Source organism: Pseudomonas sp. DE0010 (assembly GCF_007680745.1).
GTDB classification, from domain to species: Bacteria; Pseudomonadota; Gammaproteobacteria; order Pseudomonadales; family Pseudomonadaceae; genus Aquipseudomonas; species Aquipseudomonas parafulva_B.
This window is the reverse complement of record NZ_VEJQ01000001.1, coordinates 175988-196546: the sequence shown is the minus strand read 5'-3', so window position 1 is coordinate 196546 and position 20559 is coordinate 175988. Positions and strand designations below refer to the sequence as shown.

19 protein-coding genes are annotated in these 20559 nt (G+C 61.4%); 9 read left to right on the top strand and 10 right to left on the bottom strand.

The window, feature by feature from the left end; genetic code table 11:
- Positions 1-57 precede the first annotated feature (57 nt).
- From pstA to FS767_RS00905, 4 genes are all read right to left on the bottom strand, one after another.
- Positions 58-1674 (bottom strand): phosphate ABC transporter permease PstA, encoded by a 1617-nt coding sequence (gene pstA, locus FS767_RS00920; protein WP_178102697.1) that lies wholly within the window; start codon positions 1672-1674, stop codon positions 58-60.
- Between the two features lie 71 nt (positions 1675-1745).
- The gene (locus FS767_RS00915; protein ID WP_144963895.1) at positions 1746-4034 is read right to left on the bottom strand and encodes an ABC transporter permease subunit; all 2289 of its coding nucleotides are present in this window, start codon (positions 4032-4034) and stop codon (positions 1746-1748) included.
- Positions 4035-4172: 138 nt separating this feature from the next.
- On the bottom strand, positions 4173-5171 hold the full coding sequence (locus FS767_RS00910) for a phosphate ABC transporter substrate-binding protein PstS (RefSeq protein WP_023532412.1): 999 nt from the start codon (positions 5169-5171) through the stop codon (positions 4173-4175).
- Positions 5172-5330: 159 nt separating this feature from the next.
- On the bottom strand, positions 5331-6620 hold the full coding sequence (locus FS767_RS00905; RefSeq protein WP_144963967.1) for an MFS transporter: 1290 nt from the start codon (positions 6618-6620) through the stop codon (positions 5331-5333).
- Positions 6621-6973: 353 nt separating this feature from the next.
- Between FS767_RS00905 and FS767_RS00900 the strand changes: the two genes are divergently transcribed.
- Together FS767_RS00900 and FS767_RS00895 are read left to right on the top strand one after the other, a co-directional pair.
- On the top strand, positions 6974-7372 hold the full coding sequence (locus FS767_RS00900; RefSeq protein ID WP_003253317.1) for an acyl-CoA thioesterase: 399 nt from the start codon (positions 6974-6976) through the stop codon (positions 7370-7372).
- Positions 7373-7442: 70 nt separating this feature from the next.
- Positions 7443-8348, top strand: coding sequence for a D-hexose-6-phosphate mutarotase (locus tag FS767_RS00895; protein ID WP_144963894.1), 906 nt, complete (start codon positions 7443-7445; stop codon positions 8346-8348).
- Positions 8349-8361: 13 nt separating this feature from the next.
- Here FS767_RS00895 and FS767_RS00890 read toward each other — a convergent pair whose 3' ends face one another.
- The 4 genes from FS767_RS00890 to purE form a co-directional block, all read right to left on the bottom strand.
- Positions 8362-8895 carry a DUF3299 domain-containing protein gene (locus FS767_RS00890; RefSeq protein WP_058602749.1) on the bottom strand — a complete coding sequence of 178 codons (534 nt, stop codon included), beginning with the start codon at positions 8893-8895 and terminating at the stop codon, positions 8362-8364.
- A gap of 47 nt (positions 8896-8942) precedes the next feature.
- Positions 8943-9188, bottom strand: a complete 246-nt coding sequence (locus FS767_RS00885) for a GlsB/YeaQ/YmgE family stress response membrane protein (protein WP_058602748.1) — start codon at positions 9186-9188, stop codon at positions 8943-8945.
- Positions 9189-9296: 108 nt separating this feature from the next.
- Positions 9297-10379: a 5-(carboxyamino)imidazole ribonucleotide synthase gene (locus tag FS767_RS00880; protein ID WP_144963893.1), complete on the bottom strand. Its 1083-nt coding sequence runs from the start codon at positions 10377-10379 to the stop codon at positions 9297-9299.
- Between the two features lie 10 nt (positions 10380-10389).
- A complete protein-coding gene (purE, locus tag FS767_RS00875; protein WP_023532690.1) occupies positions 10390-10881 on the bottom strand; it encodes a 5-(carboxyamino)imidazole ribonucleotide mutase in 492 nt (163 codons plus the stop codon).
- Positions 10882-11149: 268 nt separating this feature from the next.
- Here purE and FS767_RS00870 point away from each other — a divergent pair, with 268 nt between their 5' ends.
- The gene (locus tag FS767_RS00870; protein ID WP_144963892.1) at positions 11150-11776 is read left to right on the top strand and encodes a hypothetical protein; all 627 of its coding nucleotides are present in this window, start codon (positions 11150-11152) and stop codon (positions 11774-11776) included.
- Here the strand turns inward: FS767_RS00870 and FS767_RS00865 are convergent.
- On the bottom strand, positions 11768-12685 hold the full coding sequence (locus FS767_RS00865; protein ID WP_144963891.1) for a LysR substrate-binding domain-containing protein: 918 nt from the start codon (positions 12683-12685) through the stop codon (positions 11768-11770). The genes FS767_RS00870 and FS767_RS00865 overlap by 9 nt on opposite strands.
- A gap of 182 nt (positions 12686-12867) precedes the next feature.
- Between FS767_RS00865 and aspA the strand changes: the two genes are divergently transcribed.
- The 4 genes from aspA (at position 12868) to FS767_RS00845 (ending at position 17758) form a co-directional block, all read left to right on the top strand.
- Positions 12868-14292 carry an aspartate ammonia-lyase gene (gene aspA, locus FS767_RS00860; protein WP_058602745.1) on the top strand — a complete coding sequence of 475 codons (1425 nt, stop codon included), beginning with the start codon at positions 12868-12870 and terminating at the stop codon, positions 14290-14292.
- Between the two features lie 177 nt (positions 14293-14469).
- A complete protein-coding gene (locus FS767_RS00855; protein WP_144963890.1) occupies positions 14470-15462 on the top strand; it encodes an AraC family transcriptional regulator in 993 nt (330 codons plus the stop codon).
- Positions 15463-15611: 149 nt separating this feature from the next.
- Positions 15612-16655 carry a histone deacetylase family protein gene (locus tag FS767_RS00850; RefSeq protein ID WP_144963889.1) on the top strand — a complete coding sequence of 348 codons (1044 nt, stop codon included), beginning with the start codon at positions 15612-15614 and terminating at the stop codon, positions 16653-16655.
- Entirely contained in the window at positions 16655-17758 is a 1104-nt protein-coding gene (locus FS767_RS00845; protein ID WP_144963888.1) for a polyamine ABC transporter substrate-binding protein, read from the top strand. The genes FS767_RS00850 and FS767_RS00845 overlap by 1 nt, the downstream gene beginning before the upstream one ends.
- Before the next feature lie 80 nt (positions 17759-17838).
- On the opposite strand, the gene FS767_RS00840 is transcribed toward FS767_RS00845, so the two are convergent.
- Positions 17839-19377: a PLP-dependent aminotransferase family protein gene (locus FS767_RS00840; protein ID WP_144963887.1), complete on the bottom strand. Its 1539-nt coding sequence runs from the start codon at positions 19375-19377 to the stop codon at positions 17839-17841.
- A 90-nt stretch (positions 19378-19467) separates the two neighbouring features.
- On the opposite strand from FS767_RS00840, the gene FS767_RS00835 reads away from it, so the two are divergent.
- A complete protein-coding gene (locus FS767_RS00835; RefSeq protein WP_144963886.1) occupies positions 19468-20097 on the top strand; it encodes an FMN-binding negative transcriptional regulator in 630 nt (209 codons plus the stop codon).
- A gap of 12 nt (positions 20098-20109) precedes the next feature.
- Positions 20110-20556: a GNAT family N-acetyltransferase gene (locus tag FS767_RS00830; RefSeq protein WP_144963885.1), complete on the top strand. Its 447-nt coding sequence runs from the start codon at positions 20110-20112 to the stop codon at positions 20554-20556.
- Positions 20557-20559 lie beyond the last annotated feature (3 nt).

Here is a 20559-nt window from a genome sequence, read left to right as displayed (position 1 = left end):
TTGGGACGAAGCGGCCGCTTCGCGTCGGCGACGCCGCTTGAACGTTCGACGCCTGGCTCAGCTGTCGAGCGCCTTGTATTTCTCACGAAGGTGGTTACGGATCCACACGGCCGACAGGTTCAGTGTCGCGATGACCATCACCAGCAGCAATGCCGTGGCGTACACCAGTGGCCGCGCCGCCTCCACGTTCGGGCTCTGGAAGCCTACGTCGTAGATGTGAAAGCCCAGGTGCATGATCTTCTGATCCAGGTGCAGGTAGGGGTAATTGCCATCCACCGGCAGCGATGGCGCGAGCTTGACCACCCCCACCAGCATCAGCGGTGCGACTTCACCTGCAGCCCGGGCCACGGCCAGGATCATGCCGGTCATCATGGCCGGGCTGGCCATGGGCAGAACAATCTTCCACAGCGTTTCGGCCTTGGTGGCACCCAATGCCAGCGAGCCTTCGCGCAGGGTGCGCGGAATGCGCGCCAACCCCTCCTCGGTGGCCACGATCACTACCGGCACCGCCAACAATGCCAGGGTCAGTGACGCCCACAACAGGCCCGGCGTGCCCAGGGTGGGCGCCGGCAAGGCTTCGGCAAAGAACAGGCGGTCGATCGAGCCGCCCAGCACGTACACGAAGAAGCCCAAGCCGAAAACGCCGTAGACGATGGCCGGTACACCGGCAAGGTTGTTGACCGCGATGCGAATCAGGCGCGTCACCGGCCCCTGCCGGGCATACTCGCGCAAATAGACCGCTGCCAGCACGCCAAAGGGCGTGACGATCACGGCCATGATCAGAGTCATCATCACAGTGCCGAAGATAGCCGGGAATATACCGCCCTCTGTGTTGGCCTCACGCGGGTCGTCGCTGAGAAACTCCCACACCTTGGCAAAGTAAGCCCCCAGCTTGGCCAGGGTCGACATGCCGTTGGGCTGGAAGGCATGGACTACCTTGCTTAGGTTGATCTCGACTTCACGGCCATTGCCATCGCGCGCGACCAGCGTGTCGCGGGCAAAATCCCGGTGAAGCGTGGACAGGCGATCTTCGATGGCCGTGTAGCGGCTGTTGAGCTCGGCACGGTCAGCCTCGATGTCAGCCTGGGCCGCAGCGTCCAGCTTGCCTTCGAGCTCGAGCTTGCGCGCCTGCAGGCGCAACCGCTCCAGGCCATGGTTGATGGCACCGATGTCTTTCTTCTCCAGCGCCTGCAGCGTCTTGTTGAGCTCGCTGGCCCGGGCCAGCCGCGCTTGCAGCTCACCCCAGGCCGCTGCGCCTTCTGCCACCACCCGGCCTTGTTCCTTGACGCTCACCAGGTAGCCATAGAAGTTGCCCCACTCGCGCCGTTCCAGGGCCATCAGCTGCTCGGGGCGCTGCTGATCGACGAGCCAGTCGCCCACGACCCAGGTGAAGTCGCTGCCATTGAGGTCCCGGTTTCCGACCTTGATCAATTCGCGCGTCATGAACTCCGGACCCTGGTCAGGCACTGGCAAGCCGGCGCCCTTGAGGCGCGCACGCGGTACTTCTTCCTGCTGTACCACTTCGCCAATGACCGTCTGCTGGGCCTGGCCCGGCACGGCGTAAGTGGCCTGGATCAAATCGGCCGGCCAGAAATGCCCCAGGCCGCGTACCGCGATCACTGCCAGCAGGCCAACGGTCATGATCACCGCCATGGCCACGGCGCCGCCGCTCATCCAGACACCGGGGGCACCGCTCTTGAACCAGCCTTTGAGGGAATCCTTTTTCACGGATCGCTACCTTTCTATCAAAGCGACGAGTATTTCTTGCGCAGACGCTGGCGAATCAGCTCGGCCAAGGTGTTCATGACGAAGGTGAACATCAGCAGCACCAACGCGGCGAGGAACAGCACTCGGTAGTGGCTGCCCCCGACTTCGGATTCCGGCATTTCCACCGCCACGTTGGCAGCCAGCGTGCGCATGCCTTCGAACAGGTTCATCTCCATCACCGGTGTGTTGCCGGTGGCCATCAGCACGATCATGGTTTCACCGACGGCCCGGCCCATACCGATCATCAGCGCCGAGAAGATGCCGGGGCTTGCGGTCAGGATCACCACCCGAGTGAGGGTCTGCCAAGGCGTTGCCCCCAGCGCCAGGGAGCCCAGCGTCAGGCTGCGCGGCACGCTGAAGACGGCGTCCTCGGCTATCGAGTAGATGTTGGGAATGACGGCAAAGCCCATCGCGATCCCGACCACCAGTGCATTGCGCTGGTCATAGGTGATACCCAGGTCATTGGTGATCCACAGGCGCATGTCGCCGCCAAAGAACCAGCTTTCAAGGTGTGGGCTCATGCCAAGGGCAAGCCAGCCGGTGAGCAGAATGACCGGGATCAGGATCGCCGCCTCCCAGCCATCCGGTACCCGCAGGCGAATGGATTCAGGCAGCCGGCTCCAGGTGAACCCTGCCAGCAGGATGCCGACCGGCATGAGCAGGAAAAGGCTGAAGACCCCTGGCAGATGGCCTTCCAGGTACGGCGCCAGGAACAGCCCCGCGAAGAACCCCAGAATGACCGTGGGCATCGCCTCCATCAGTTCGATTACTGGCTTGACCTTGCGGCGCATGCCAGGGGCCATGAAGTAGGCCGTATAGATCGCGGCGGCAATGGCCAGCGGCGCGGCCAGGATCATGGCGTAGAAGGCCGCCTTGAGGGTACCGAACGTGAGGGGCGAAAGGCTCAGCTTGGGCTCGAAATCGGTATTGGACGCGGTCGACTGCCACACGTACTTGGGCGCGTCGTAATTCTCGTACCACACTTTGCCCCACAGCGCGCTGAAGGACACTTCCGGATGGGGGTTGTGCAGCTTCAATGGCAACAACCTGCCGGGCTCTTCGATCATGATGCGGTTGGCGCGCGGTGACAGGGCAAGGATACCCGCGCCCTGGGCCACGGACTCGACCAGGAGGGTGCGGTGCGCCGTGCTGTGGAAAACACCCAGCTTGCCTTCTGCGTCCAGGGCGATGAAGCCCTTGCGACGCTCCTCGGCGTCGATCTGCACGATGGGCGAGGTGCCCAACTGGAAAGTACGAATCTGCTTGAAACGAGACTCCCCGTCCGGGTCACGGGCCATGAACCACTGGGCCAGCCCACCGTGCGAGTCACCGATGATCAGTGAAATGCCGCCTACCAGCTGGGCAGTGGCCGTCACTTCGGTATCGGCGCTCTGCGCCAGGGAATAGCGCCCGTTGAGGCTCTTGTCGCGCAGGCTGAACACGTCGGCAGTGGCGCGACCGTTGATCACGTACAGCCACTGCTGGCGCGGATCGATGAAGATGTTCTTCACCGTTTCGGTCATTTGCGGCAGCTCGATGCGGGTCTGCTCGGTGGTGACTTCGGCGGTCAGCATGTTTTCGCTGCGCGTCAACGCGAGGACCTGCAGGTGCGCGCCCGTAGAGCCTGCCAGCAACAACGTGTCGCCATTGACACTGGCGCTGACGTGCTCCAGCGCCCGCGCCTGCTCATCCAGTACGAAAGGCTGTTCGCCATAGGGGTAGTCGATGGCCGGCGTAATGGTTTTTTTGTTGCCGGGGTAGGTGATCTTGTAGGTATGGGTGAACACCAACGCCTGGCCATTGGACAACCCCAGCATCACCATCGGGCTGCCTGGCTGGTCGGTACCGATCGAAGACACCTGTACGCCGGCAGGGATGGGCAAGTCGACGCGTTCGAGCGCTGCACCGGTCTTGGTATCGAAGAACAGCACCTGGCCCTTGTCCGAAACCCGCATGCCAACCAGGTTCTGCTCCTCGAGTGCGATCATCAACGGCTTGCCCGCCTCCTCTTTGAGCCAGGCAGGCTGCAATGCCTGCCTGCTGGTAAGCTCGGCGCCCTGGAACAACGGCAGTACCACGTACGCCAGGTAAAAGAAGATCAAGGTGATCGCAGCCAGCACTGCCAGCCCGCCTACCAGCACGTACCAGCGCGTCAGGCGGTCCTTGAGCGCACGCAGGCGGCGCTTGCGCTGCAACTGCGGGGTATTGAAATCGATGCGTGCAGGCTGGGAGTCTTGGGTCATTGTGGAGTTGGCCAGATCATTCATGGGGCACACCCTAGCGGTCCCGTATGACAAAAACATGACAATGCAGTGACGCACGAAAGCCCGAAGCACAGTAAAGGCTGGCCCCGGGCTGGGAGTGCTGAAGAGGCTAGCCCAACGGCTTGCCCCTGCAGGGTTCGATTACTGCTTGGCGACGTTGCCGGCGTGGGACAGGCCCAGGTCGGCCAGGGTCTTGTCGACGACTTTGGCAGGCAGCGGGATGTAGCCATCCTTGACGACCACCTGCTGGCCGGCCTGCGACAGTACCAGCTTCACGAATTCGGCCTCCAGCGGGGCCAGCGGCTTGTTCGGTGCCTTGTTGACGTAAACGTACAGGAAGCGCGAAAGCGGGTAGCTGCCGTTCAGGGCGTTGGTCTCGTTGTCCTCGACGAACTCGCCGCCGTCTTTCTTGGCCAGCGGCACGGTCCTGACGCTGGCCGTCTTGTAGCCGATGCCCGAGTAGCCAATGCCATTGAGCGACGAGCTGATGGACTGCACCACGGAAGCGGAACCGGGTTGCTCATTGACGTTGGGCTTGAAGTCCCCTTTGCACAGGGCTTCTTCCTTGAAGTACCCATAAGTGCCGGACACCGAGTTGCGGCCGAACAGCTGGATCGGCTTGTTGGCGAGGTCGCCGGTTACTCCGGCATCGCCCCAGGTCTTGATCTCGGCCTTGCCACCACACAAACGAGTCGAGGAGAAGATGGCATCGACCTGGGCCATGGTCAGGCCCTTGATCGGGTTGTCCTTGTGCACGAACACCGCCAGGGCGTCGACCGCAACCGGGATGGCGGTCGGTTTATAGCCGTACTTCTGCTCGAACGCCTGCAATTCGACATCCTTCATCTTGCGGCTCATGGGGCCGAGGTTGGCGGTACCTTCGGTCAGCGCCGGTGGCGCCGTGGAAGAGCCCGCTGCCTGAATCTGGATGTTGACGTTCGGGTATTCCTTTTTGTAAGCCTCGGCCCACAGGGTCATCAGGTTCGCGAGGGTATCGGAGCCGACGCTGGAGAGGTTGCCCGATACACCCGTGGTCTTGGTGTAGGTCGGGATAGCAGGATCGACAGCGGCCACTGCGTTGGCGGTTGCAACGCCAGCGGCGGCAAAGGTAAGGGCCGCCATCAAACGCTTCAATTTCATGCCTTGCTCCTAGCTGGAATGGGGGTGCTGAGAGGGAACGGGGGCCAGTATCTGCAGCGCGCATGAACACGATATGACTTGATTGTGACAATTGGATGAAATGCCATCATCGGGTCGAAGCGCTGCCTGCAGGGAGCAAGTGTCAGTGGTGAAGGCGATTCAACGCTTGTTGGCGAGCAAGTACAGACCTACCGAAAAGCCGACCACGCACAGTACAGCCACATAGTAAGCGGGCGCCATGGGGCTGACCTTCAGAAGCCCGGTTACCGCCATCGGCGTCAGGCCGCCGAAGATGGCATAGGCAACGTTGTAGGAAAACGACAAACCGCTAAAGCGCACCGCAGCCGGGAATGCCTTGACCATCACATAGGGCACTGCGCCGATCACGCCCACGCACAAGCCGGTCACCGCATACAACGGGAACAACAGCTCCGGCCGCGTGGGCAAGCTGTGGTAGAGCGCCCAGGAACTGGCCAGCAACATCAGGCTGCCGATCACGAACACACGGCCTGCGCCGAAGCGATCGGCCAGGCTACCGGCGCCAATGCAACCCAGGCTTAACAATACGATCGCCAGGCTGTTGGCCTTGAGCGAGTCGGTAGGGCTGATGTGGTAGATGCTCTGCAGCAAGGCTGGTGTCATGAGAATCACCACCACGATGCCTGCCGAAAGCACCCAGGTCAGCAACATGGACAGCACGATGGGCCCGCGATGATCGCGCAGCACGGCCCGAAGCGGCAGCCCTTCGGCCAGGGCCTTGCGTTGCTGCATTTCTGCGAACACCGGGGTTTCATGCAGCCAACGGCGCAGGTAAACCGAAAACAGACCGAACACGCCGCCCAGCAGGAACGGGATTCGCCAGGCATAGCTGGCCACTTCTTCAGCGCTGTAGACGCTGTTGATCAAGGTCGCGACCAGCGAGCCCAGCAAAATACCGGCAGTCAAACCGGCAGTGAGCGTGCCGCAGGCATAACCGGTATTGCGCGCCGGCACGTGCTCCGAGACGAATACCCAGGCGCCTGGCACTTCCCCGCCGATGGCCGCCCCCTGGATCACTCGCATCAAAAGCAGCAGGATCGGTGCCCACAGGCCAATCTGCGCGTAGGTCGGCAACAGGCCCATGATCAAGGTGGGCAAGGCCATCATGAAGATGCTCAGGGTGAACATCTTCTTGCGGCCCAGCAGGTCGCCAAAATGCGCCATGATGATGCCGCCCAGGGGCCGTGCCAGATAGCCTGCAGCGAAAATGCCGAACGTCTGCATCAACCGCAGCCACTCGGGCATGTCGGCCGGAAAGAACAGCTTGCCAACCACGGTGGCGAAGAACACGAAGATGATGAAGTCGTAGAACTCCAGCGCACCGCCCAGTGCAGACAGTGAAAGGGTCTTGTAGTCACTGCGGGTCAGCGGCCGCGGGGCCTGCTCGATACTGCTCGGCGCGGAAGTCATCACGGTTATTCTCTTTATAGGGCAAGGCCACACGGGATGCGGCTTGTTCAAGGCGAAGGCGAAGATAGCAAATTGCCGGACACGGCTGAAAGCGACACGCAATCCTTACCGACCTGCAAGAACGCATGGTCGTCGCTCGCGTAGATGCTCTATATACTGGCGTTTCGTACGAAATAGGTCCTGCTAGCGTGGGATATTGTGCGAAAACACCGGTCACTATACTCAGACGGTTTCGAAGCATTTCCCACGGCCGTCCCGTCATACGAATCGGCTTAGTATGTTGTCAGCTGAATCGTTTACCGGCCTAAGCGCCGCATCCAAGAAAAGCGTCACGGGTCAGAGGCCCCCACCGCATGATTGAGCTCGAACAAGAAGATCCAATTCCGCAGGGCGACCTTGCTCTGCAGATCACCGCACTGCCACGGGAAACCAACGGCTTTGGCGATATCTTCGGCGGCTGGCTGGTCGCCCAGATGGACCTGGCAGGTACCGCCATGGCCAGCCGTGTTGCCGGTGGCCGCGTTGCCACCGTGGCGATAGATCGCATGGCGTTTCTGGTACCGGTGGCCGTGGGCGCACAGTTGTCTTTCTATACGCAGACGCTGGAGATCGGACGCAGCTCCATCCAGATGATGGTCGAAGTATGGAGCGACGATCCACTGTCCAGCGAATGGCGCAAGGTGACCGAAGCCGTCTTCGTCTTCGTCGCCATCGATGGCAGCGGCCGTACCCGTTCCGTCCCTCGTCGCTGAGGCCTGCCGGCGGTAAACTCATTGCCTGCGCCCGGGTCCAAGGCCCACTGGCAACCAATGAGATGACGCAATGGCTATCTTCCAGGTATCGACCGAGCAACATGGCGAGCTTCACTGCTGGCGTATCCGCAGCAGCTTCGCCGAACTACTGATCGCCCGCCAAGGTGCGCAGGTCCTCAGCTACCAGCGCACTGGCGAGCCGCCATTGCTCTGGTTGAGCGACGAGGCCATTTTCCGCCAGGGGAAGTCGGTCCGGGCAGGGGCGCCTGTGTGCTGGCCCTGGTTCGGCAACCTGCAGCGCAACCCCGAAACCGTGCAGTCCATGTACCACGCTGAACACGCGCCAGCCCATGGGCTTGTCCGGATGCGTGACTGGCAATTGCTGGGCCTTGAGGAAGTGGGCGAAAGCCTGCGGATCGAGTTCGAAATGGCCGAAGCGCAAGGTGGGTTGCCCGGGTGGCCGCACACTGTGGAGCTCAAGCTGGTGGTCGTGCTGGACGCGGCGTTGACGCTGCAACTGACCAGCCGCAACCTTGGCCATAGCCCGGTCACCCTCAGCCAGGCCTTGCACAGTTATTTTGCAGTCAGTGATGTGCGCCAGGCCGAGGTCCACGGTGTCGAGGGTTTGTCTTACATCGAAACCCTGTCCGACTGGCAACAGCGCCATCAGGAGGGCGCGCTGGCGTTTAACGGCGAGACGGACCGGATCTATCTGAATACGCCGCAAACGTTGAGCATCGTCGACCCGTCCTGGGGCAGGCGGATCATCCTGACCAGCAGCCGATCCCGTTCAGCGGTGATCTGGAACCCCTGGACCGCACGGGCCAAGGAATTACCGGACATGGCCGATGACGGCTGGCAGCGCATGCTGTGCATCGAGACGGCGAACGTATGGGATGACGTGGTGCAGTTGCAGCCCGGAGCCAGCAGCTCGCTGGGGGTCAGGATCGATTGTGAAGTGATCTCAAAGGTCTAGTCCCACACACGCCTCAAAGATCGGCGTCCACCACTACCCTCACCTTCGCGGCGTCCAAGGCATAGGCCGCGTCGGCCAGGTCGTTGCTGACCTTTTCCACCTTCAGCGTGCCGCTGACCCACAGCGGTGCGTAGATGTCATCGATCTTCAGCCCTTTTGGATAGCGCACCAACACCAGCTGGTTAGGTGGCGGTGGCGGGACGTGGATACACGCGCCAGGGTAAGGCACCAGGAAGAACAGGGTGCTATTGCCCTTGGCATCGCTTTCAAGCGGCACAGGGTAGCCGCCCAGGCGAATGTCCTTGCCGTCCAGGGCGGGCACGGTTTTCGTCGAGTACATGACCGCAGGCAAGCCCTTGCTCTGCTTCAAGCCACCTTTGGCGGTAAAGGTGCCCATGGCCTCGGGGGAGTTATGGTCGATTTCAGGCATCTGCTCGAGCGCCTTCTGGTCCGACTTGGGCATCAGCTCCAGCCAGTCGGTCTCGGGCAGTTCGGCATGGGCCAGGGAACTGGCCGATAACAGGAGGGCAATGAAGAAGGCACGCATGGAATGCTCGGCAACTCGGGATGAATTGCCGGCATTCTAACCAGTATTCAGCGTTTCTTGATGAATCCGTAGATCACCAGGAGGATGATGGCGCCTACCAGTGCACCAAAGAAGCCGGCTGCCTGACCTGCCTGATAGATACCAAGCGCCTGACCGCCATAGGTGGCCAACAGCGAGCCAGCGATACCGAGCAGGATGGTCATGATCCAGCCCATGCTGTCGTCGCCCGGTTTGATGAAACGAGCCAGCAGGCCGACGATGAGGCCGATGAAAATGGTTCCGATGATACCCATGGCAATCCCCTTGCAGTAAAGATGGAACACGCCAAAGCCTAGGCTGCGCTTTGGCGTGTTGCCACTTCAGAGGGCCCGCCGGATGCAGAAGTTCGAATTGACGCTCGATCAGTTGCCGATCAGCGCCTGCACTTGCGCAATCTTGTGCTCGAGCGTGGCCATGTCCTGGCACCGCAAGGTGGCATGTCCGACCTTGCGCCCGGCCTTGAACGCCTTGCCATAGTGGTGCAGGTGGCAGTCGTCGATGGCCACGACCTGCTCCACTGGGGGAACTTCACCGATGAAGTTGAGCATGGCGCTCTCGCCGACCTTGGCCGTGGAACCCAATGGCAAACCGGCGATGGCACGCACGTGGTTTTCGAACTGGCTGCACTCGGCGCCTTCGATGGTCCAGTGCCCGGAGTTGTGCACGCGCGGTGCAATTTCATTGGCCTTGAGCCCGCCGTCGACCTCGAAGAATTCGAACGCCATGACCCCGACATAATCGAGTTGTTGCAACACGCGACCGACGTAGTCTTCAGCCAGCGCTTGCAGCGGGTGCGCCTGACTGGCGACCGACAGGTGCAGGATGCCGCTGTCGTGCGTGTTGTGCACCAGCGGGTAGAACCGTGTTTCGCCATCGCGGGCCCGGACAGCGACCAGCGATACTTCACCGGTAAAGGGTACGAAGCCTTCGAGCAGGCACGGCACGTTGCCCAGTTCGGCAAAGGTGCCGACCACGTCCTGCGCGGTACGCAGGACTTTCTGGCCCTTGCCGTCGTAGCCCAACGTCCGGGTCTTGAGCACCGCTGGCAGACCGATGCTCGCCACTGCGGCGTCCAGGTCTGCCTGCGACAGGATGTCGGCGAACGCAGGGGTGGGGATCCCCAGGTCACGGAACATGCTTTTCTCGAACAAGCGGTCGCGGGCGATGCGCAGGGCCTCGGCACTTGGGTACACCGGCACGAACTGCGAAAGAAAAGCCACGGTCTCGGCCGGAACGCTCTCGAACTCGAAGGTAACCAGGTCAACCTGGTCGGCCAGCTGGCGCAGCTGCTCCTGGTCGCTATAGCCTGCGCGCAGGTGCTCGCCCAGAGAGGCGGCACAGGCATCAGGCGCCGGGTCGAGGAAGGCGAAGTTCATGCCCAGCGGAGTACCCGCCAGTGCTAGCATGCGGCCCAGCTGGCCGCCACCGATTACACCGATTTTCATGGGTTGAACCTCAAGCCTGACGCGGATCTGGGTTATCCAGCACGGTGTCGGTCTGTTCCGTGCGGAACTGCTTCAACGCCGCGTGGTATTGAGGGTGCTTGGCGCCGAGGATGCTGGCCGACAACAGCGCGGCATTGATTGCGCCCGCGCGGCCGATGGCCAGCGTGGCAACCGGCACGCCGGCCGGCATCTGCACGATCGACAGCAGCGAATCAACGCCTGAAAGCATCGACGACTGCACGGGCACGCCCAGCACCGGCAGGTGGGTCTTGGCCGCGCACATACCAGGCAAGTGGGCCGCACCACCGGCACCGGCGATGATCACCTCGATGCCCCGGCCGTCAGCCTCTTCGGCGTACTGGAACAGCAGATCCGGCGTACGGTGGGCGGAAACCACCTTCACCTCGTAGGGAATGCCGAGTTTTTCCAGCATATCGGCGGTGTGGCTAAGGGTGGACCAATCGGACTTGGAGCCCATGATCACGCCAACCAGTGCACTCATCGTCGAGCCTCTCCTGCAAGCGCCTTCTGGCGCGCTAAAAGCAACAAGCCACGCAGGTGGACCGGCGTGGCTTGTCATACGGATTATGAATCGACCGGGTCGGCCGAAGGCGCAGGATTGTAGCGTATTCATGAAGGGAGCGCCCACCCCCATAAGCACATGCCGGATCAAAGGGCAAGCTGTCTCGCGGGACAAGTTTTTCCCGCTGCTGCCTGGGCGCTGCACGCTTAAAGCTAGGGCCTTCAATCAATGACCCAGGCAGGTGCACATGACTCTTCCACGCCTCTCAACGATCTCGCTTGCCCTTCTGTTCAGTGTGCAGGCATTGAACGCTTCGGCAGCCCGTTCACTGACCGTCAATGTCTATATTCATGACGACTTGGCCGACATGCAGGACGCTCAACTGCACAACGACTACTTTGAGCATTGGCTTAAGGAAATGCGCAGTTTTACCGATCACCCCATTGAAGTGATCTTTCAGCGAAACGTACCTCTTATCACCGATATTGCGTATGCAGGCATGCCGTCGTCGCAAATACTGGAAGTGTTTACCGACGGCGTCTATGAAACAACGCGGCATGGCCCTTTTTCATTCGTGGACAAACACCTGCTGCTAACCCGCGGCAGTTACGATCGAAGCGGTTTGAACTACAACGCTGGACTTGCCTACATGAAGCAGAACACGGCTATTTCATCAATCGCCGGGTATGGCGCTCCCGCCCATGAAATCGGCCACATGCTGGGCGCCACCCACGAAGATGCCGAACTCAAGTTCAACGGCTGGGTATGCGAAACCTACAATCACCCACGGGTGCCCGCTCGTTCGAACTGCTATCGCTACAGCGACAAGAACCGCGCAACCATCGCGGATTATCTGAAATACAATTCAAACTGATGGCTCGCCTTGGACGCTGGTCGACTCCAGTTTGCGCCACAGCAAGCGCACGTTGGCCTTGCGGACCAAGGCGCAGCGGTACAGGCGAATTTCCAGCGGCACGTGCCACTGGCTGCCACCGCAGATCGCAAGTTCTCCACGCTCCAGTTCGCCGCGCATGGACAGTTGCGGTACCCATGCCACCCCCATCCCCTCCAGGGCCATGCTCTTGAGGCTGTCAGCCATGGCGGTTTCATAGACGGTGGTGTAGCGCAGATTGCGCTGGCGCAGCAGCAGGTTCACCGAACGGCCAAGGAAGGCGCCGGCGCTGTAGGCCAACAATGGCACGCTGGTTTCACCCTCCAGGGTGAACAACGGTTTGCCTTCGGCATCCACGGCACAAACGGGCAACATCTCGGTGGTGCCCATGTGCAGCGAGGGAAAGATTTCGGCGTCCATCTGCAAGGCTGCATCAGGGTCGTAGAACGCTAGCATCAAGTCGCAGCCGCCTTCCCTCAAGGCATGCACTGCATCGCCGACGTTGGTGGCAACAAGCCGGGTGGCGATGTTCAGCCCATCGTTGCGCAGCTGGGCCACCCAGCGCGGGAAGAAGCCCGACGCGAGCGAGTGCGCGGCCGCCACTTGAATCACTTCGCCCTGGCCACCCTCGAGATGATGCAAATGGCGAAGAATTTCGCTCAGTTGGTCGACAACCGTACGGGCTGTTACCAAAAACAGCTGGCCCGCCTCTGTTAGCTCGATAGGGGTGCGGGAACGGTTGACCAGGGTGAGCCCCAAGGCTGCCTCCAGGCTACGAATCCGCCGGCTGAAGGCCGGCTGCGTCACGAAGCGCCGCTCCGCCGCCTGGGAAAAACTGCGGGTCGAGGCCAGGGCACTAAAGTCCTCCAGCCATTTGCTTTCTAGGTTCATTGGGCCGCTCCCCTGTCGTGCACCAAAATGGAACACGCTCGTAAATCAATCGGCGTCACATCTATCACTATGCCGTTTGTGCATAGGTTAGCGTGCAACAGCATTGGCCGCAAAAACACCTTAGGGCCTAGGATTGGCGCCATTCCGGCATGTGCCGGGTCAAACTCGAGATGATATTTATCATGTCCGCTGCTGCATCGTTCCGCGTCGAAAAAGATCTGTTGGGCACCCTTGAAGTTCCTGCCGATGCCTACTACGGCATCCAGACCCTGCGCGCTGCCAACAACTTCCACCTCTCTGGCGTCCCCCTGTCGCACTACCCCAAGCTGGTCGTGGCCCTGGCCATGGTCAAGCAGGCCGCTGCCGACGCCAACCGTGAGCTGGGCCACCTGAGCGATGCCAAGCACGCTGCCATCAGTGCAGCCTGCGCCCGTCTGATCAAGGGCGACTACCACGAGCAGTTCGTGGTCGACATGATTCAAGGGGGTGCCGGTACCTCCACCAACATGAACGCCAACGAAGTCATCGCCAACGTTGCGTTGGAGGCCATGGGTCACCAGAAGGGTGAATACCAGTACCTGCACCCCAACAACGATGTGAACATGGCGCAGTCGACCAACGACGCCTACCCCACCGCTATTCGCCTGGGCTTGCTGCTGGGCCACGACGCCCTGCTGGCCAGCCTCGACAGCCTGATCCAGGCCTTCGCTGCCAAAGGTAAAGAGTTCGACCACGTACTGAAGATGGGTCGTACCCAGCTGCAGGACGCCGTGCCGATGACTTTGGGCCAGGAATTCCGCGCCTTTGCCACCACCATGACCGAAGACCTCAACCGTCTGCGCTCGCTGGCACCTGAGCTGCTCACCGAGATCAACCTGGGTGGCACCGCGATTGGCACCGGCATCAACGCCGACCCGGGCTACCAAGCTCTGGCCGTACAGCGTCTGGCAACCATCAGTGGCCAGCCGCTGGTACCGGCTGCCGACCTGATCGAAGCCACCTCCGACATGGGCGCCTTCGTACTGTTCTCCGGCATGCTCAAGCGCACCGCGGTCAAGTTGTCGAAGATCTGCAACGACCTGCGCCTGCTGTCCAGCGGCCCACGTACCGGCATCAACGAGATCAACCTGCCGGCTCGTCAGCCAGGCAGCTCGATCATGCCAGGCAAGGTAAACCCGGTGATTCCTGAAGCCGTGAACCAAGTGGCCTTCGCCATCATGGGCAACGACCTGGCCCTGACCGTCGCGGCCGAAGGCGGCCAGCTTCAGTTGAACGTGATGGAGCCGTTGATCGCCTACAAGATCTTCGACTCGATTCGCCTGCTGCAACGCGCCATGGACATGCTGCGCGAGCATTGCATCGTCGGCATCACCGCCAACGAACAGCGCTGCCGTGAACTGGTCGAGCATTCGATTGGCCTGGTCACTGCCCTGAACCCTTATATCGGCTACGAAAACGCCACCCGTATCGCTCGCGTTGCCCTGGAAACCGGCCGCGGTGTGCTTGAACTGGTGCGCGAAGAGAAGCTGCTGGACGACGCGATGCTCGACGACATCCTGCGCCCGGAAAACATGATTGCCCCGCGTCTGGTTCCGCTCAAGGCCTGACCAGCACGCTGTAACTGTCTCACCAGGTCGAGGGACTAGACACCTCTCAACCTTTCCTAAGCCCGGGCGCATGCTTCGGGCTTTTTTTTGCCCGCCCGGTGCCGGTTGGCAGGCATTGACGGCACTCGGCATACAACTTGCTCGGTAATGCGTCCCAGACCTACGGGACCACCCAGCATGCTGCACAGCCACCTGACCACCCTCAACGCTGTTTCGCTGATTCTCAACGTCTTTCAGGCTCAAGGCTGCGAAGCCTCGGAGCTGCTGGCCGGGAGCGGCATAGGCCCAGCGGACCTTGGCCATGCCGATGCACGCATCACGACCCAGCAGGAACTGCAGGTCTGTGCCAATGCCGTGGCACGTCGGGAGGATATCGGCCTGGAATTGGGCCAGCGCATGCGCGTCTCTTCCTACGGCATGCTGGGGTACGCGCTGCTGTCCAGTGCCACTTTGGGTGACGCCTTGGGCCTGGCATTGCAGTATCCGGCACTGCTGGGAACAGTTTTTACCTTGCGTCTGGTCGACGACGGCCACCGTGTCTGGCTCAGCGCCAGCGATTATCGGGACAGCCCTGCGCTCAGCGCTTTCAACGCCGAATTCTGCATGGTGTCGTTGAAGGTCATCTGCGACGACTTGCTAGGCCTCGATCTGCCGCTGCTCGGGGCTCGCTTCGAGCACCTGCGCCCGGATTACCACGCGTGCTACAGGCGCATGTTCCAGTGCCCGACCACCTTCGCCTCCCATGACAATGCCTTTGCCTTCGAGCGGCACTGGCTAGACGCGCCACTTCCCCTGGCCGATCCGATCACCCACAAGGCCATGAAAGAGCGATGCCGACGCCTGAACCTCGAGTTCACCGGCCGGCAGGCATGGTTGGGGCGCGTCCGCCAACTGCTTGTCAATCAACTGGAAGCGGCGCCGGGCCTGGAGGGCCTGGCACGGCAGATGAACTGCTCATCCCGTACGCTTCGCCGTCATTTGCAGGCGTTGGGCAGCAGCTATCAACAATTGCTCGATGAGTTGAAGTTCGAACGGGCCAAGGAACTGCTCGCCGACGGGCACATGCCGATCCACCGCATTGCCGAAACGCTGGGGTACAGCGAGACGGCCAGTTTCCGTCATGCCTTTGTACGCTGGAGTGGCGTGGCGCCAACTCGGTTTCGCGGGTGAGTCTGCTACTAGGCCTAGGGCAGCAACCCCACAGGATGAAGGTGTTCGACGTTGGCCATATCTATCCCCTTTTGGCCGATTCGGATGTTCTCGCTAAACGGCCCCGTTCGTGACAATGGATGCACGCCAGTACCCACCGGAGAACAACAATGCTGACGATCTATTCCGATGATCACCGCCTGCACCATGGGCGCTGCGAGCTGATCGACGGCAAGCTCATGCCTTGCTTCGAAATGCCCTCGCGTGCCGATCACGTCCTGGCCCAGGTCCGCAAACGCGAGCTGGGTGAGGTAAAAGGCCCTGACGATTTTGGCCGGGCGCCGTTACTGCGCGTACACAGTGCCGACTACCTCGACTTCTTCGAAGGTGCCTGGGCGCGCTGGGCAGCCATGGGCCAGGAGGGCGATCTGCTTCCCTATACCTGGCCTGCTCGCACGTTGCGGGCGGTCAAGCCCACCGGGTTGCACGGTGAGCTGGGTTACTACAGTTTCGATGCAGGGGCGCCCATCACGGCAGGCACCTGGCAGGCCGCCTACAGCGCAGCCCAGGTCGCGCTCACGGCGCAAGCGGCCATCGAGCAGGGTGCCCACGCCGCGTTCGCATTGTGTCGCCCACCGGGGCACCACGCGGCAGGCGACGTCATGGGGGGCTACTGCTACCTGAACAATGCAGCCATCGCTGCCCAGGCCTTCATCGACCAAGGGCGAGCAAAGGTGGCCATCCTCGACGTGGACTACCACCACGGCAATGGTACCCAGGACATTTTCTATAGCCGCGCCGATGTTTTCTTCGCCTCCATTCACGGTGATCCTCAGGATGAGTTCCCCTTCTTCCTGGGCTATGCCGACGAAACCGGGGCGGGTGCCGGCGAGGGCTGCAACGTGAACTATCCGCTACCGGCAGGCAGTGACTGGTCGACCTGGCGGGCAGCTCTGGAAGACGCTTGCGAGCGCATCGCCGCGTATGAGCCGGAGGTAGTGGTGGTATCGCTGGGGGTGGACACGTTCAAGGACGATCCGATCTCCCAGTTCAAGCTCGACAGCCCTGATTACCTGGAAATGGGCAAGCGCATCGCGCAGCTCGGCAAGCCCACCCTGTTCGTGATGGAAGGTGGCTATGCCGTGGAAGAAATCGGCATCAACGCCGTCAACGTGCTCGAAGGCTTCCAGCGCGCACAACCCGGAGCTCGATAATGGCCACCCTCAAACAGCTACTCGCCCCTCTCGTTGCTGCAGTACTGTGCACAAGCATCCTGCCCGCACAGGCCGAACAGCGCACGCTGCGCGTGTACAACTGGTTCGATTACATCACCCCGCAGACGCTGACTGACTTCCAGAAGGACAGCGGTGTGAAGCTGGTGTATGACATCTTCGATACCAATGAAGCGCTGGAAGCCAAGTTGCTGACCGGCAACTCTGGTTACGATGTGGTGGTGCCATCCAATGTGTTTCTGGCCAAGCAGATCGAGGCCGGCGTGTTCCAGCCGCTCGATCGCAGCAAGCTGCCGAACTGGCAGCACCTGGACCCGGCCCTGATGAAGCTGATCGAGGCCAACGACCCGGGTAACAAGTTTGCCGTGCCGTACATGTACGGCACCATACTGATCGGCTTCAACCCGGCCAAGGTCAAGGCTGCCCTCGGCGACAATGCGCCGGTGGACAGCTGGGACCTGATCTTCAAGGAAGAGAACATTGCCAAGCTCAAGCAATGTGGCGTGGCCCTGCTCGACTCGCCTTCGGAAATTCTGCCGCTGGCCCTGCAGTACCTGGGCTTGCCACCCAACAGTGACAAACCGGCCGACTACAAGAAGGCCGAGGCGCTGATGCTGAAGATTCGCCCGTATATCACCTACTTCCACTCCTCGAAGTACATGGCAGACATCGCCAATGGCGACATCTGCGTAGCAGTGGGCTACAGCGGCAGCTTTTCTCAGGCCGCCAACCGCGCCCGCGAAGCCAAGAACGACGTGGTGGTGGACATGCGCCTGCCCAAGGAAGGCGCACCGATCTGGTTCGACATGCTGGCGATACCGAAAAACGCGGCCAACCCGGAAGACGCCTATACGTTCATCAATTACCTGCTGCGGCCGGAGGTGATTGCGCCGATCAGCGACTTTGTCGGGTACCCCAACCCGAACAAGGATGCGACCGACAAGGTGAACCCAGCGATTCGCAACAACCCCAACCTGTACCCGACGGCAGAGGCAATGACCAAGCTGTACACCCTCAAGCCATTGGCGCGAGATGCAGAGCGTGCGCGGACCCGCGCATGGACCAGAATCAAGTCCGGGACCTGAGTCGCCTGCTTCGCGGGTGTACCCGCTCCCACAGGTACAGCGCTGACCTTGAGTGCTGTGCAGATCCTGTTGGAGCGGGTTTACCCGCGAAGTGGCCGCCAAGCCTTGCGCAGCTTCATCAAGGCCTCGGCAATCTCCCCTTCCGGCACCGCTGCAAACCCCAGCACCAGCCCTGCTCGCTTATCCACAGGCACCTCGCTGTCCGCCAACCAGAAATTGCTCAACGCCGTCACCTCTACACCCACCGCTTCAGCCTTGGCTACCAGTTCCTGCTCACGTGCAAAGTTATCCACATCCACCTTCACATGCAGCCCGGCCTCCACTGCCGGCATGGCACCCAACCCGGGAATATCCACAGGCCAGCCGGCCTTGAGCACATTGCGCCGGCTCAACGCCGCCTTGCGCATGCGCCGGATATGCCGCTGAAAGTGCCCACGGGCCATGAACTCGGCCATCACGCATTGGCTGCTGACCTCGGAATGCCGCACCGCCAACGCCTTGCCCTGGCTGAACGCTTGGGCCAGCGGCGGCGGCAGCACCAGGTAACCCAGGCGCAGCGCCGGGAAGGCGATTTTGCCGAAGGTGCCGACATACAGCACCCGCCCATGCGGGTCGAGCGCTGCAAGCGGGGCCAAGGGCGCGCCACGGTATCGGTACTCACCGTCATAGTCGTCCTCGATAATCCAGGCGTCGTTACGCTCGGTCCAGGCCAACAGTGACAGGCGACGCGCCAGGCTCATGGTCACCCCGGTCGGGTACTGATGAGCAGGCGTCACGTAGGCCAGCCGGCAATCCTCCCATTGCGCTAGCCGAGTGCAATCCATCCCCTCTTCATCCACCGGTACACCATGCACCCGGCCACCCGCCAGTGCGAAGGCATGACCGGCTGCCCGATAGCCCGGGTTTTCCACAGCCACACCGTCGCCTGGCTGCAGCAGCAACTGTGCACAAAGGCTGATGGCCTGTTGTGCGCCACTGGTGATCACAATTTGTTCAGCCATGCAACTGAGCCCACGCGAGCGACGCAAGTAGGCAGCGATGAGTTCGCGCAGCATCGGCTCGCCCGCAGGGTCGCCATAACCCAGTTGAGCGGGGCTCGGATGACGCCAGAAACCCGCCTGCAGCTTGGCCCAAACGTCAAACGGGAACAGGTCGAATGCGGGAATACCGACGCGAAAAGCACGCGGCTGACCGCTTCTTGGCGGCGGCAAGTGGTTGGTTTCGAGCCGCTGCAAAGCGTCAGTGAAACGCCGGTTGCTGGATAAATCCTCAGTGTCATTTACTGAAAATGTGGATAAGCCTGTTGATAAACCTTGGGACAACCCTGTGGATACTTGTGTGGATAGTTTTGGTAGCCGGCTTACGTAGGTGCCATCGCCCACCCGGCTTTCGATGTAGCCCTCGGCGTACAACTGGTCATAGGCCCGCATCACACTGTTGCGTGATAACGCCAGCATGGTGGCCAACTCACGGGTGGCCGGCAGCCGGGTTCCGCTGCTCAGGCGCCCATCCAGCACCCGCGCTCGCAGCGCCTGGTACAGCTGCTGGCTAAGCCCACGGCGGTGATCCAAGGCGATCCCAGAAGGGTCGAAAGGCAAAACGAGGGGGCTATCGCTCATGGTATTGGACCTATCAAAACAGGCAGTAATGGCTCTTACTCAGAACCAATAGCCTGCCTAGGATGGCACCACTGCACAAGGAAACCGAGCATGTATAACAGCAAACCCCACCAGGAACACGACCTCGGCCGCCTGCACCAGCATATGTTCGATACCCGCCTGGCCGTGCTGGTCAGCCAAGGAGAACAAGGCCTGTTGGCCACACACCTGCCGGTGCTGGTCGATACCGACGAAGGCAAGTTAGGCACCGTCTATGCGCACCTGGCACGGGCCAACCGCCAATGGCAGGACCTGGCACAAGGTGGCGAAGCCCTGCTGGTCTTCCCCGGCGCCGATGCCTATGTCAGCCCCGGGTACTACCCAAGCAAAGCCGATAATCCCAAGGTCGTGCCGACCTGGAACTACCTGGCCGTACACGCCTACGGTCCGGCCGAGACAATCCAAGACCCAGCAACATTGCTGACTATCGTCAGCCGCCTGACCGAGCGCCACGAACAAGGCCGCAACCAGCCGTGGAGCGTCACCGACGCCCCGGCTGACTACCTCGACGGCATGCTCCGCGCCATCGTCGGTGTCCGCCTGCCCATCGCCCGCCTGCAAGGTGCGCGCAAACTCAGCCAGAACCGCTCCGAGCAAGACATCGCCGGCGTGCGCGAAAGCCTAGCCGCCAGCCCCGATCAATTGGACAACCAACTCGCAGCGCACATGCGCCAGCTTTGAAGGAATAGCCCCATGCCCAGCGTTACCCTGCGCCCTGTCACCGCTCAAGATCACGCCGCCTGGCACGCCTTGTGGCAAGCCTACCTGCACTTCTACGAAACCGAGTTGGCCGATGACGTCAGCCTGAGCACCTGGCAGCGCTTGCTCGACCCGAGTGAGCCGACCCATTCGGCACTGGCCTGGGTGGATGGCAAGGCGGTGGGGATGGTCAATTTCATCTACCATCGTTCCAACTGGAGCATCGAGAATTCCTGCTACCTACAGGACCTGTACGTCGACAGCGCGCAGCGTGGTCTGGGCGTTGGTCGCCAGCTGATTGAGCACGTCTACACCACAGCCAAGGGCGACAACTGCATCAAGGTGCACTGGCTGACCCACGAAACCAACGCCAGCGCCATCAGCCTGTATCAACAGGTTGCCGAGCGCTCGGGCTTTATCCAATTTCGCAAAGGTTTGTAGGCT